12 protein-coding genes are annotated in these 13,234 nt (G+C 60.1%); 9 read left to right on the plus strand and 3 right to left on the minus strand.

The window, feature by feature from the left end; translation table 11 throughout:
* Window positions 1-20: 20 nt before the first annotated feature.
* The 3 genes from AAF358_12620 to AAF358_12630 all read left to right on the plus strand — a co-directional run bounded on the left by AAF358_12620 (window position 21) and on the right by AAF358_12630 (window position 4,332).
* The gene (locus tag AAF358_12620) at window positions 21-2,345 is read left to right on the plus strand and encodes a TonB-dependent receptor (GenBank protein MEM7706395.1); all 2,325 of its coding nucleotides are present in this window, start codon (window positions 21-23) and stop codon (window positions 2,343-2,345) included.
* An 87-nt stretch (window positions 2,346-2,432) separates the two neighbouring features.
* On the plus strand, window positions 2,433-3,401 hold the full coding sequence (locus AAF358_12625) for a hypothetical protein (protein ID MEM7706396.1): 969 nt from the start codon (window positions 2,433-2,435) through the stop codon (window positions 3,399-3,401).
* A gap of 1 nt (window position 3,402) precedes the next feature.
* On the plus strand, window positions 3,403-4,332 hold the full coding sequence (locus tag AAF358_12630; GenBank protein MEM7706397.1) for an alpha/beta hydrolase: 930 nt from the start codon (window positions 3,403-3,405) through the stop codon (window positions 4,330-4,332).
* Window positions 4,333-4,362: 30 nt separating this feature from the next.
* Here the strand turns inward: AAF358_12630 and AAF358_12635 are convergent, their stop codons facing one another.
* Window positions 4,363-5,358, minus strand: a complete 996-nt coding sequence (locus tag AAF358_12635; protein MEM7706398.1) for a hypothetical protein — start codon at window positions 5,356-5,358, stop codon at window positions 4,363-4,365.
* A gap of 103 nt (window positions 5,359-5,461) precedes the next feature.
* Complete coding sequence (locus AAF358_12640) at window positions 5,462-6,628, minus strand: thiolase domain-containing protein (protein MEM7706399.1); 1,167 nt, start codon at window positions 6,626-6,628, stop codon at window positions 5,462-5,464.
* A 161-nt stretch (window positions 6,629-6,789) separates the two neighbouring features.
* Between AAF358_12640 and AAF358_12645 the strand changes: the two genes are divergently transcribed.
* From AAF358_12645 to AAF358_12660, 4 genes are all read left to right on the plus strand, one after another.
* A complete protein-coding gene (locus AAF358_12645; protein ID MEM7706400.1) occupies window positions 6,790-7,407 on the plus strand; it encodes a hypothetical protein in 618 nt (205 codons plus the stop codon).
* Between the two features lie 27 nt (window positions 7,408-7,434).
* Window positions 7,435-7,974 carry a pseudouridine synthase gene (locus AAF358_12650; GenBank protein ID MEM7706401.1) on the plus strand — a complete coding sequence of 180 codons (540 nt, stop codon included), beginning with the start codon at window positions 7,435-7,437 and terminating at the stop codon, window positions 7,972-7,974.
* Between the two features lie 76 nt (window positions 7,975-8,050).
* A complete protein-coding gene (locus AAF358_12655; protein ID MEM7706402.1) occupies window positions 8,051-8,377 on the plus strand; it encodes a PadR family transcriptional regulator in 327 nt (108 codons plus the stop codon).
* Window positions 8,374-8,868 (plus strand): hypothetical protein, encoded by a 495-nt coding sequence (locus tag AAF358_12660; GenBank protein ID MEM7706403.1) that lies wholly within the window; start codon window positions 8,374-8,376, stop codon window positions 8,866-8,868. The genes AAF358_12655 and AAF358_12660 overlap by 4 nt, the downstream gene beginning before the upstream one ends.
* Here the strand turns inward: AAF358_12660 and AAF358_12665 are convergent.
* Window positions 8,827-10,023: an acyltransferase family protein gene (locus tag AAF358_12665; protein MEM7706404.1), complete on the minus strand. Its 1,197-nt coding sequence runs from the start codon at window positions 10,021-10,023 to the stop codon at window positions 8,827-8,829. The two genes, AAF358_12660 and AAF358_12665, sit on opposite strands and share 42 nt — an antisense overlap.
* A gap of 154 nt (window positions 10,024-10,177) precedes the next feature.
* On the opposite strand from AAF358_12665, the gene AAF358_12670 reads away from it, so the two are divergent.
* The gene (locus tag AAF358_12670; GenBank protein MEM7706405.1) at window positions 10,178-11,044 is read left to right on the plus strand and encodes a LytTR family DNA-binding domain-containing protein; all 867 of its coding nucleotides are present in this window, start codon (window positions 10,178-10,180) and stop codon (window positions 11,042-11,044) included.
* A gap of 90 nt (window positions 11,045-11,134) precedes the next feature.
* Window positions 11,135-13,198 carry a TIR domain-containing protein gene (locus AAF358_12675; protein ID MEM7706406.1) on the plus strand — a complete coding sequence of 688 codons (2,064 nt, stop codon included), beginning with the start codon at window positions 11,135-11,137 and terminating at the stop codon, window positions 13,196-13,198.
* The last annotated feature ends 36 nt before the right edge of the window (window positions 13,199-13,234 follow it).

The following is a 13,234-nucleotide window of genomic DNA, read 5'->3' on the forward strand; positions in this document are numbered from 1 at the left end:
AAAGCTAAGAAGGATTAACGATGAGAAATGCCGTGTCTTATCCGCGCCGGTATCTGGCAACGCTGATTTCCTTATCCGTCCTTGGCACGTCATTGCCAACGACAACCCTGGCTCAGGACCAGGATGAGGACAGTTTCCTGGAGGAGCTTGTCGTGACCGCGCGACGACGCGAAGAAAACATCCAGGACGTGCCGATCTCCATCAGCGCGTTTTCCGAGCAAACGCTGCGCGACTTCAACGCGGTCGGCCTCGAAGACATCGCAGAACTGACGCCGGGTGTGCAGTTTCGCGAAATCGGAGGAACGCCCGAAATCACCATGCGTGGCCTGGCACAAACCGATCTACTCGGGTTGCAGGCCAACGTCGGCGTGTTTATCGACGGCGTATTTTTAAACAACCGATCGTCCATCGATTTCAACAACATGGATCTTCAGCAAATTGAAGTTTTGAAGGGCCCGCAAAGCGCGCTTTTCGGCCGTAACACCTTTGCCGGCGCGGTGAACTACATTTCTAACCCGGCCCGCATCGGCGAGTTTGACGCAACCGTTGATCTTGAGGCCGGCAGCGACGAGCGACTGACCTTCCGCGGCTCGGCCAACATTCCGCTCGGCGAGTCTGGGGCGGTACGCTTCTTTGCCGGCACGAGCGAGTTCGACGGCACCATCGAAAACGTCCGCGGCAGCGACAACATCGGTGGCTGGGATGAAAGAACCACCATCGGCTTCTCGGGGCTGTGGGAAACCGAGAACGTCACGACGAAGGTGTTTTTCACCCGCAACGACGTGGAAAACGATACCCCGGCGCTGCGCTTGACCAGCTTCGAGCTCAACGATGGCGGTTCACTCTACCGAGTGGATGACGGGATGGGTGGAACCATAGACCTGTTCACCATCCTCACCGGCGACCTCCCGCCCCTGGAAAACGTAACGCTCGATCCGCGCGCCCGCGGCAACAAGGGCGACTACTGGCTCGGCTATATCAACGTTGACTGGGATCTTGGCCCGGCAACGCTAACCGCCAACGTGTCCCGCTCGGAGTCGGAATACAGCTCCTTCTTGGACAGCATCGGTGACCCGAACGCGGTCAATATCCCCTTCTTCGGCCGGTTCACGCGTCAGTTTCTGACCGACCTGACGGGTGATCTCGGTGAGCAGGATTCTTACGACCTGCGCCTAACCTCCAACGAAGGAGCACCTTTCGAATGGCTGGTCGGCTACTCGCGTTTCGAGAGCGTAACCGGCGCGGTGCTCGGCACCACCACGCCGCTGTTTGATGCCCCAGATACCTTGGAGCGAATCACCAACGTCGAAGAGCGGCTGATCGCCGACATCGACGCGTTCTACGGATCGGTGAACTACCCGATCAACGATCGGTGGAACATCACCGGTGAACTGCGCTACACGCAAGAAGACCAGGAGCTCACCGACCAGGCGGAGATTTTCTTTCTACCGGCATTGAGCCGTCCGCTGACCTCGACCGCGACCGACTTTGACTACTGGAGCGGACGACTGGGTGCCGATTACAGCCTCGATGAAGATACGCTGCTCTACGGCTACGCCGCTCGCGGCGTGAAGTCGGGCGGCATCAACCCGGCCGAACCGGGCAGCCAGTTCTTCACCTTCGACCCGGAAACCAACTGGACGTACGAGCTGGGGATCAAGACCGACATCATGGACGGACGCGGCACCGTCAACGCCGCGGTGTACTTCATCGACTGGACCGACCTGCAGTCTACGGCGCCCGCCAGCCTGGCGGCAGGCCCGGTGGTGGTCAACGGCCCGGGGGCTGAATCCATGGGGATCGAGGTCGACGGTTCGTTCGACGTAACGGAGAACTTCACCGTCCGGCTGGCGGCAACCTACGTGGACGCCACGTACGACGGCGACTTCGTCGACGCGGCCGTTGAAGCCCGCTGCGGCGTCAATGCTTCGTCGCTCACGCCGGTGTCGACCTGTTCGGCGCAGGTGGGCGGCAACCAGATTGCCAACACCAGCGACGTGCAGACTTTCATCGCCGGTATCTACACCTGGCCGGACCTGTTTTCCGGTTACGACGGCTACGTTCAGGCCTCCCACTCCTACGAGGCTGGCCGGTTTTTGGAAAGCCTGAATATCGGTCAGACGCCGAGCATCAGCCTGCTGAACTTCCGCACCGGGATCAGAGGCGACAGCAGCGAGCTATCACTTTGGGTCGACAACCTGCTGGACGAAGAATTCCTCGCTCGCGCGACCCGGGTGACTGACGCTGCAGCGAACGGCCTTTGTTTGAACTGCGGCATTTCGTCGAACCAGCGAATCGCCGGCAACGGCAGGACCTGGGGCGTCAGGTACGTGAAGCGGTTCTGAGTCGTGTCGCTTTACCGCATTAGCAGAGAAAGGCCAGGGCCACTCCCTGGTCTTTCTCGAAACAACCCGTCACTACAGGAGTGCGCCATGAGCGACACAAAGAACACCACTGTTGAGGAAGTCAACGATCTGCCGGGGATCGAGCGTCGCACGCTGCTCAAGGGCATGGGGTCAGTGGTTGCCGCGGGGCTGGTCGGCTCCGGGCTGGCTGCACCGCGTGAGGCAAGCGCGCAGCAGGCGCAATCCGGACTCAGCAACCGGTCCTTTTCGCAGGAGGCCCTGAACGGCAAACCGTGGGTGTACGAGGGGGACCACAACTTCGACTTCGACGACCCGGTTGGCAACCGCATGGCGTCGATGAAAATCACCAACAACCTGATCGGCGAAAAAACGTACGTCGCCATGTTCTCGCGCGTACTGCTGGGGCCTCAGGGCAAGCCTGGCGCGCCGCTGCATGGCCATATCGGGTTGTGGACGTGGCAGCTCCAGGAGCCAGACCCCGAGGAGTTTCCCGATGCCGAGCCGGGGTCGATCGTTCAGCGCGCCCTGTTTACCGGGATGATTCTCGACCCCTTCACCTACAAGCCGGTGAATTCCGTGACAAACCACTACACCGGCAAAGAGGTCGAGGTGAAAGACTCGGTGTTTGCCGAAACCTACGTGCTCAAGCCCAAGGGGGGACACGAAAGCGTTGACCGACCGGAATTCATGAGCACCAAGCGCAAGTCGCTCAACCCTCACGTGATCTGGGGCGATGAGATCTCGATTTACCTTGCGGGTATTTTCCAGAACGAAGGACCCAACCAGCCACGCATGGATTCCTCCGTCTGGACCACCAACTATGCCGACTTCAGAAATCCGGACAAGCAGCTCAACCGCACCGACTACAACTTCGCCGGCCTGATGCGCGCCTGGGAGCGCCCCTGGATCGGCATCGGCAAGGACGACGGCGCCCAGCTGCTGTGGAACGTGAAAGGCTCCAAGCTCCACGATCCGGAGCAGATCCCCAGCCTGGTTGCCGACCACATCCTGAAGAAATACCCCGACCGGATTTAGTGTGAGGAGCGGTTTTCTCAGTTGGGTGTTCGGCCTGGCCGTCGGCTTGTCGGTGGCGGCAGGCAGGGCCGGGGCGGAAGCAGACTTTCTGTCATTCCTGACGCCCAGCAGCGACGGCGTACCCATCGCCGTCACCGTCGGCGGAAACCCGGACGGCCCGGCGCTGCTGTTCATCCACGGCTACATGTCCAGCACGCTGAATTGGACCAAGCAGCTTGAGTCCAGCCTCGCGCAAACCCACAAGCTTGTTGCGGTCGACGTCCGGGGGCATGGCTCGTCAGGGAAACCCTGGGAAAGCAAAGCTTACGCCAGCACCCAGCTGTTTGCCGACGACGTCGCCGCGGCCATCGAGGCGTCCGGGCTATCCAACGCCGTGATCGTGACGTGGTCGGCCGGCGGACTGTTTGCTCTGGACTATCTGCGTCACTACGGCAGCGACAAAATCGCCGGCGTCATCTTCAGCAGCAGTGCTGTCGGCCTCCTGCCTCAACCACCGCCGGCCCCGCCGACGCCGGAATACGAGGCGCGTATCGAGCGTTCGCGGTCGGTCAATCTGCCGACGATCCTTGAATGGACCAGCGGGTTCATCGACTTCATGGGCAAAGATACGGTGCTGCCGCCAGCAGACATGGAGCTCCTGCGGACCTCAGCGATCCTGGTGCCGCACCACGTCCGCCGTTTCATGCGCGACCGTCCGCTGGACAACACCGATCTGGTGTCGGAGCTGGATATTCCGATGCTCTTCCTTGCTGGAGACCAACACAACTCCTTTACGTCAGGCGACCTGACACAAGCCACCGCTCTTTTTGAGCAGGCTGAGCTGAAGAGCTATCCGGGACTGGGCAGCATGGTGAACTTTCACGCCCCCGACGAATTCAATGCCGACGTGCTAGCCTTTGCCGGCAAGGTCCAGGCAAAAAAAGGGGGCTGAATCAGCCCCCCGGTTCAACGCTCCGCGCTCCTATAGACGATCCGGATACTTTTCGGCGATCAGCCGCTTGTGGAAGTCTGGCAGATCTTCCGGGCTGTGGACCTTTTGCCCGGTCGCAAGGCTCATCAGCGAGTCGGTGTCACTCTCAACGTAACCCGCCCACGGCTTCTCGAAGGCCTTGTTCACCCCCATGAAGTTGTAGCCGGTGTTGATGAGACTCACGTCCGGATCCATGACCTCGGCGTAGGGCGCGCGCCAGGTGTTCTCCGTAAAGCGCGGCTGATGTTTGCCGGGCTTGCTGTAGATACCGCCCGAAAAGAGGACCAGCTGGTCGCCCCATTTTTTAATCAGGCGCGGCTTCGGTTCGTTGGGATCATCGTCGGAGAACTGCCGCTCTTCGACGAACCGTGACCCACCCATGGGAAAAGATAGGAAGTTTTCGACAAATATGTAGTCCTCGAGCTCCATGGATTTGCCGTTAAACGGATTCTTCATGTTCTTCACTGGCTCCATGGTGTGGGGATCCAGATACACGGAGGTAAACATCGACCGCATCAGAGCGGTACCCTCGGGTAGTTCGCCAAACTCCTCGGGATCGGGAACCTGGAGCTGCCAGGTAAACATCGAAGCCGCGCCAAGCAGCAGGCCGCCGGGTAGATCCTCCCGAGCAATCAGCTGGCGAGTCAGCATGGGAACATAGGTACGCGAACCAACCAGGTTGTTGGTCAGCTTGAGCACCGCGAGCTTGTTCTGCCTGGGATCTTCGATATCGAAGTTGCCGGTCTGTGTGGCCGTCCAGGGTGTACCGTCGTCCATTTCACCGTTGCTGAAGGTTTTGGTCCGGTTGTAGGCATTGAAGACCTTTTCCTTTTTCTCCCCTTTGGTGCCTCCCTCCTGAGCATTGGCCTGGTCGCCTTGTGAACAGGCTGCGAGCCCCAGCGCGCCGACCAGTCCGCCTACAACGGTCCGTCTCATCGGGTCCGCCGGCTGAGTATCCTGAAGCTTGCGGGTTTGTTTGGAATCCATGGGTGCCACCTAGCTTGAAAAATCTCTGAGACCCTAATGGATGGCGGCAAACAGGGTCCAATAGAAATCCGTCATGCAGGCATTCGTTCGGAGCTTAAGGTTCCTAGACCGCCAGGATATGGGTCACCACGGTTGCGCCGGTGCCTCCGATGTTTTGAACCATGGCGATCTTGGGGTCTTTGACCTGGTTGGCGCCGACACTCCCGGTCAGCTGTAGGGTGGTCTCCACCAGCTGATAAATGCCGGTAGCGCCAACGGGGTGACCCCGAGCCTTAAGGCCACCCATGGTGGCGATGGGGAGCCGCCCGTCGATGGCGGTAACACCCTCTTCCCCGAGGCGCACGCCCTCACCTGGCTTGGCGAAACCCGCCGCCTCCAGACTCAGAGCGGTAATGACCGTATAGGCATCGTGCAGCTCGAAGATGTCGATCGCGTCTGACGATATGCCGGCCTGCTCGTAGGCTTTGCGGCTCGAAGTTTCCGCACCAGCAAGGGTCAGCGGATTATCGCGACGGTCAATGGCCAGCGAGTCGGTGCCTACCGCCGAGGCAAGCACCCTGACGACGGGAGCGCCGCTCCGCCGCGCGGCGTCCGCCACGTCTCGGGTCGCCAGCACCACGGCGGCGCAGCCGTCACAGGTGGGCGGCGCATCCATCAGCTTGACGGGTTCCGAGAGCATCTTTGAGCCCAGGTAGGCCTCGACGTCGATCGGTTTGTGGAGCAGCGCGTTGGGGTTGTTCATCGCGTTGCTGTGGGCGGTCACGGCAAACGGCGCAAACTGCTCAGGCGTCACGGCATGTTTTTCCATATACATCGCCATGAGCCGAGCATTCAGCGAGATAAACGACTCACCGTGTACACCTTCCAATTCCCAGTCTGCGGCCGTTGCCAGCGCCGCGGTGATTTGCTCCCGCGGCGCCTGCGTCATTCGCTCGAGTCCGCAGACCACCACCAAGTCATGAAGGCCGCCAGCGATTGCGCTATAGCCAACGCGAGCCGCTGCCGCACCTGAGCCACATGCCGCCTCGAGCGTCATCGACTCAACGCCCCGAAAGCCGGAGATGTCTGCGAACAGCGGACCCAGCTGCTGCTGCTGGGCTAGCATGCCCGCCATCATGTTGCCGACAAATAAGGCACTGACGTCTACCGGCTCAACGGTCGCGCTTTCCAGCGCGGCCGTGATCGCTTCGCGGGCCATGTAGCGGCCACGCATTTCCCTGCCCTTGCTGACCGGGATCTGGCCGATGCCAATCAGATAAACCTCTCGCATGTCGCTTCCCGCCTGTAACCGTAATCGATCCGCCGAGTGTAGCGCTTAATCCTACGCCGCCCCTACACGCAAAGCATTAGACCTTGGTCGGGGCAAACCGTTGGGGAATGGGAGTGCCGGGCGTATCATTAGGGCAATTCCGAAACCCAGGGGGAAGTCTCATGCAACGATATTGGCGTCACGGCCTCACCATATTGTTTAGTGGCATTGTTCTCAGCGCATGCTCTTCGACGCAGATCCGCGAATCCTGGACGAACCCCGAGTTTCAATCCATCTCCCTGGGGAAGGTTTTGGTCATTGCTGTCGGCGAGAACGAACCGCGGCGAGCTCAGTTCGAGGTTGAACTGGCGGCAATATTGAGCGAACGAGGAGCCAACGCTGTCGCCCGAGATTCGATTCGGGAACTTCGCGGCAATCCCGGCCGTGAGAAAGTAGAGAAATATGTCCGCGAGCAATCCTTCGATCAGGTGCTGGTCACCCAGGTGTCCGGCATGGAACGAGAGGAAATCGAGCGTGCTGGCTACACCGAATATGAGGTCTACGGGTTTCGCGGACGCTTTGGCCGTTACTGGGTTACCGACGTGGACCGAATTGAACGTCCGGCCACGACCGAAACCCGGGTCTATCTCTTCGTCGAAACCAGCCTGTTTGAAACCGATGAAGGTCGGGTTGTCTGGCGCATGCGGACCGAGACGCGTAACCCACAGCTCACGAATACGGCCGGAGAGTTGACCTCCGCCATCAGCCGCCGCATGGGTTCCGACGGCCTGCTCAATTAGCCTCTTTGCAGGCAGTTGCGGCAGTCTATGCTGATCGCCTTTAACAAACCTTTCGGCGTGGTCTGCCAGTTCTCCGGCGAATCGCCTTCGCTTGCAGATTTTATCGATGTGCCTCGCGTATATCCCGCAGGCCGACTGGACAAAGACTCCGAAGGCCTCCTGCTCCTCACCGACGATGGCGGCCTGCAGGCCCGAATCAGTTCGCCGCGATTCAAGAAACCTAAAACCTATTGGGTATTGGTTGAGCGAGAGCCCTCAAAAGACGCTCTGGAACAGTTGCGGCGTGGGGTTGAGCTAAAGGACGGCAAAACCCGACCGGCGCAGGTCCAGCGTATCGATGAGCCGGCACAGCTGTGGCGGCGCGATCCGCCGGTTCGCCAGCGAAAGACAGTGCAAGACGTTTGGCTCGAGCTGACGCTGACCGAAGGTAAAAACCGTCAGGTCAGGCGCATGACGGCAGCGGTCGGTCACCCCACCCTTCGCCTCATTCGCCGCAGCATCGGACCCTGGAGCATTGGAGGCCTCGCCCCCGGTCAATGGCGAGAAATACCGCCGGCCGGCAATTAGCGAGCCGTGAGGATCATTAGTCCGTTTGACGTAATAGTACGTTTTACGTAATATATCGCAAAACGTAGTAGTTGCGATGAGCCCGAAACCCGACAACCTCGATGCCTTTGGCCGCTTCACAGAACCGGCCGTGATGATTTTGGTCAGCCTGGCAGATCAGCCCAGGCACGGGTATGCCATCACCGATGATATTGAGCAGCTCACCGGCCACCGGCCGGGACCCGGTACCCTTTACGGCGCCATCAGCCGGCTGGAAACCCGGGGTTTCATCCAGCCACAAAGCACGGAAGGCAATCGCTGCACCTACGAGCTGACGGCGGCGGGAAGCGCAGCCCTCAAGGCACGCCTCGACGCCATGGCCCGCGTAACGCGCGTCGGATTGAATCGGCTACAGCCGGCATGAGGTGGACCCTGTGGCTTTACCCGGCGTCCTGGCGCCAGCGCTATGGCGCGGAGCTGGCCGAGCACCTAGCGAGCGAACCCTTCCGCCTGCGAACGCTCGCCGACCTGCTGGCCGGCGCCGCGGACGCGTGGTTCAACCCCCGGAACGTGCCTCGCGCCCCCCAAACCCAAGGAGCATCTATCATGATCAAAGCTGCGCGCTGTGCCAGCAGCGAGTTTTCCCGAGGCGAGAGCCTGCGAAGCGCCGGCTTGATGCTGGGCGTTACGCTGGTGTTGACCACAATCTCGGTGGCGCTGGATAAGACTCTTGGTGACCACTTCGCCATCAAGGCCCTCAGCTATGCTGCGTTCTTCATCGCGCTTCTCGTCTCATCCAACGGGACCTACCTGCGTCCCTACTCGAGCACCGCTCGGTTCACCATCATCACGGTTGGCAGCATCAGCTGGTATCTATTTTTCCTGCTGGTGACCTGGTTCGGAACGCGAATCTAGGCTGGCGATGATGGGTGCGCCAAACAGGGGTCGCAGCCAGGTAACGCGGCGGATCGCCAGCTCATAGAGCGCCCAGCAACCGATAACCGTTCCACCCAGCACGAGTGCAGGCTCAACGACTGGCCCTAGCTCGAAGCGGGCGAGCTCGCCGCCGAGCACTACGGTCAGCGTCTGATGAAGGACGTACCAGGGAAAAACCGCGGCGGTGCCGTAGGCAATCCATCGCCGAGTCTGGTTCAGGTAGCGGTAGGCAAAAGCCATCAGCACGAGTATCCAGGTCCAACGATTGACGTAGACCGACAGGAAGCTGAGCTGTTCAATCGCCCAGGACGGGTTCTCCGGCACCCACCACTCCTGCGTTCGCAGTGCTGCGTAAGCACCCACCGCAATCGCTAGCAGCGTTTTCCGCTGGTTCGCCAGCGCATTCCACCAGGCGGGATCACGGCCGATCAGAAAACCGTAGAAAAACAGCGTGCCGAACATGACGTGCCCGTAGCCGTCAGCTACCAGCGTATGGTTGACCCCAGGGAAGTGGGGAAACACGAGGTTGCCATAAACCATTAGCGGCAACACCGGGATAACCACCAGCCAAACCCCGCGCAGGCGTTGGAACGCTTTGTCCACCCCGCTGCCGCGCAGCAGCCCGCCTAATGCAACGGCCAGCAGCGTGTAGAAAAGCACGTAAGGCAGATACCACAGATGGTTCCACGTCCACTTCAGCGAATTCTCACCGCCCCAGGCCTCGCCTGGAAAATCGTAGAAGTAGAGGTATTTCAGGTAAAAGCTCCAGAAGCCAGGCTCGATGAGGCTTTTGCCGAGCGCCTCGTAGTAGTGCTGCGGCGCCACCACCACCATCATGCCGAACAGCAGCGGGAGCCCCAGCCGCCAGAGACGGCGTCTGGCTAGCGTCCTGCCCGAGTAGCGACCGTACACAAACGAAACCGCCAGCCCAGAGATGACAAACAGCAGCGACATCCGCCACTGGTTCAGAAAGCGCATCGGTTCGGTCAGCCACTCGGCGGTGTAGGCCGACTTGATGTGCCAACCCCAGCCCTCCACGTAAAACATGCCGCAGTGGTAGAGAATCAGCAGCCCAAAAGCGATCACCCGAAGGGCGTCAACGTCATAGCGGCGGGGCAATACCTTATCGTTCATCACAATTCCTGCTGAGTCCTAGTGTGTCGACAATGCTCTTTGCCGGTGTCGTTCGCCTCCGCTAAGTGACTGATTGAGAGCAGCTTGTGATCAATGGTGGGCCAGCGGGGATGAGTGGTGGTGGCGCAATTGTCGCAGCAGGTATGCTTGACCCATGACGCTGCAGGCCTACCTCAAACGCCGCCGCCTGTTTGAGACCACGATGTTCATCACGGTGACCGCCATCGGGTGTATTTCGAACGTGGCTACCGAGATTGTGGACTACGCGCGGAACGATATCGGTCTGGCGGCACCCACTGCGTGGATTCTCGAGGGTACGAGCCATCTGGCGCTCCTGGCAGCCATCCCGCTGGTGCTGTGGTTCGATGCCCGATTTCCGCTCCGGATGGCCACCTGGCGACGCAGCGTGCCCGCCCATCTGGCATTCACCGTTGTGTTCTCCGTTGTGCATGTCGCGTTGATGTATGCCGGCCGCAAAGTGCTTTACCCGCTGATCCTCAAGGGTAGCTACGGCTGGGATAACGTTCTGGCGGAGTTCGGCTACGAGTACCTGAAAGACTTCCGAACTTACTTTTTGATCATCGCGCTGGTGTACCTCTACCGCTTCATCATCCTGCGGCTGCAGGGTGAGGCCGGTTTCCTCGACGCCGACGAGGCCCCGGAGCCTGCAGCGCCACCGGTTGATCGCTTCCTGGTGAAAAAGCTCGGTCGGGAGTTTCTGGTACGCACCGAAGACATCGAATGGATTGAAAGCGCCGGCAACTATGTGAACCTTCACGTTGACCAGCGTATCTACCCGTTACGAGGCACCATGACCCAGATCGCCGAGCGGCTCCAGCCTCAGGGCTTCATTCGCGTCCACCGGCAGGCAATTGTGAATGCCGACCGCATCGCGGAGATGTCGGTCTTCGATTCAGGAGACGGCGAGCTGCTGCTGCGCTCCAGCGCTCGGGTTCCCGTCAGCCGTCGCTTCCGTCAGCAGCTTCGAACAGCCATCGGTGCCGCCCACGCCAACGCCTGATGTCAAAGATTTTTTAGCCTTTACATCTGGCACTCCTCCGTCACACCACTACACTGTAGCTTGATCTAAGGACAGCACGAAAGGACTGACTTGGCTGACGTTTTTATTTCCTACGCTCGCGCTGACCGCCCTCAGGCCGAGCGGCTGGCCAGCGCTCTGGCGGAGCGTGGATTCTCGGTATGGTGGGACCGAGGTCTAACCCCTGGAGCGGACTTCTCTGCGCAAATCGAGCGCGAGCTGACGCAGGCTCGCGCAGTCCTCGTATGCTGGTCGGAACAAGCGCTGCAGTCGCGCTGGGTCAAGGACGAGGCTGACGAAGCGGCACGCGCTGATAAACTCGTGGCGGTCACGCTGGATGGTAGTACCCCACCGTTAGGCTATCGGCAGTACCACGCGCTCGATCTCTCAAGCTGGGGCGGCGACAAGAGCAACGCCCTGTTGAGCGAGTTGGCGGGCGCCCTCGACGTCAGCGAAGCAAGCAAGCCAAACCAAAATGGCGGCTTCGCGAACTCAACCCCACCGGCATCGGCTGCGCCAAAAGGCAGCAGGCTGCCGGTTTTTGCGATCCTTTTGCTGACGCTGGGCGGGCTCGGTTTTTATTTTGGGAAGCAGCAGTCAACGGCGGATCGGGACGTCTCGGCCTCGCGGGTACAGCCTTCAACGTCTGGTCCGGGGCCTAGCCGCGCGCCGTCCACCCGATCGGCTCCACAGCCAGCGTCGATTGCCGTCCTGGCATTTGCGGATCTGTCGGCAGACGCCGATCAGGGCTACTTCGCTGACGGCTTGGCTGAGGAGATCCTCAACGTGCTGGCCCGGGTCGACGGGCTAAAGGTTGCTTCACGCACCTCTGCTTTTGCTTTGCGCGATCGCCCGGAGATGGGGATCAAAACCATGGCCGAGGAGCTAGGCGTCCGGCACGTTATGGAGGGCTCGGTAAGAAAAGCCGGTGACACGGTCCGGATTACCGTCCAGCTAATCGACGCCCTTGAGGATAATCATCTCTACTCAGAAACCTTCGATCGGACCCTTAGCGCCGAAAAGTTGTTTCAGCTGCAGGAAGACATTGCGCGCGAGACGGTAGCGGCGCTCGCGAGGCGAGGTGTGCTGCCCGACTTAGACAAAGAAAGTATTCAGGTAGCCACCGAAACAAACAGCCTAAGCGCTTATGAGGCCTACCTCGAAGCCCACGAGATTTTCCTTACTCGGGACGCACCGGTTTTCGAGAAAATGCTGGCACTGTTCGAGCAGTCGGTCAAAGACGACCCAACGTTTGCCAGAGCCCACGCGGCGCTCAGCAATGCCTATACCATCATGCCGGGCTGGGGTTTTGAGGACCGCCCCTACTATGCGCTTGCGAAGGCATCCGCCGAACGAGCCCTCGAGCTCAATCCTAGCCTTGGGTCACCCTACTCCGTGCTGGCAGTCTATGCCTGCGAGCCTGTCGGGGTGTACTGCGCCGCCCGCGAGGACATGCTCACAAAGGCCGTCACAAATGATCCAGAAAACCCTGCTCTCTACAATTTCCGGGGGCAGTATTTGATGGATGCGGGTTACAACGACGAAGCCAACGCCGATTTTCGACGGTGTCTGGATATCGACCCCACCCGGATTTTATGCCGGTCTTTTCTGATGATTTCTGAGGCCCGGGCAGGCAGGCTGCACCAAAGCCTGCAGACGGGACTGGAACTAGCACCCAACCGGGTAACGTCACTCCACGTTTTTACGGTAGCGGCGACGCTGTTTTCTCGGGGGCGCGCGCAAGACGCCCGGCAGCTTATGGAGCTGATGCCTGCTGACGACTTCGATATGGATCGATTTGCTGACCTCATGTTTAGCGACCCGCCGGCGAAGCAGTCTGACTTCGACATGGCATATCAGTACTTCATGGAAATGGCTATGCGGGATCCTAATAACGCGCGTCGAAGTTCGCCGCCGATCATGCTCTATTTTCTGCGGCAGTGGGATCAGCTCGAAGTGTTTGGCCAGTTTGTCGTTTGGCAAACCTTTCACCAAGACTTCCTGCAATCGTCGGCCCGCTATGCCATGTTCGAAGACATCGGCCTGCCAAACTACTGGCGGGAACGCGGCTTTCCCGACCGGTGCCAGCCGCTGGAAAACGTCGCCCCTGGAGAGCGCGACTACCGCTGCGACTGAACCGCCTGGGCCATGAGGATGGCCAACTTGCGGTTC

The organism is Pseudomonadota bacterium (genome assembly GCA_039033415.1).
In the GTDB taxonomy this organism is placed as follows: domain Bacteria; phylum Pseudomonadota; class Gammaproteobacteria; order Xanthomonadales; family SZUA-38; genus JANQOZ01.

Coding starts and splice junctions, on each gene's coding strand:
- AAF358_12625 (MEM7706396.1), top strand. CDS start 2,433: ATGAGCGACACAAAGAACACCACTGTTGAGGAAGTCAACGATCTGCCG.
- AAF358_12655 (MEM7706402.1), top strand. CDS start 8,051: ATGAGCCCGAAACCCGACAACCTCGATGCCTTTGGCCGCTTCACAGAA.
- AAF358_12665 (MEM7706404.1), bottom strand. CDS start 10,023: ATGAACGATAAGGTATTGCCCCGCCGCTATGACGTTGACGCCCTTCGG.
- AAF358_12670 (MEM7706405.1), top strand. CDS start 10,178: ATGACGCTGCAGGCCTACCTCAAACGCCGCCGCCTGTTTGAGACCACG.
- AAF358_12660 (MEM7706403.1), top strand. CDS start 8,374: ATGAGGTGGACCCTGTGGCTTTACCCGGCGTCCTGGCGCCAGCGCTAT.
- AAF358_12650 (MEM7706401.1), top strand. CDS start 7,435: ATGCTGATCGCCTTTAACAAACCTTTCGGCGTGGTCTGCCAGTTCTCC.
- AAF358_12640 (MEM7706399.1), bottom strand. CDS start 6,628: ATGCGAGAGGTTTATCTGATTGGCATCGGCCAGATCCCGGTCAGCAAG.
- AAF358_12635 (MEM7706398.1), bottom strand. CDS start 5,358: ATGGATTCCAAACAAACCCGCAAGCTTCAGGATACTCAGCCGGCGGAC.
- AAF358_12645 (MEM7706400.1), top strand. CDS start 6,790: ATGCAACGATATTGGCGTCACGGCCTCACCATATTGTTTAGTGGCATT.
- AAF358_12620 (MEM7706395.1), top strand. CDS start 21: ATGAGAAATGCCGTGTCTTATCCGCGCCGGTATCTGGCAACGCTGATT.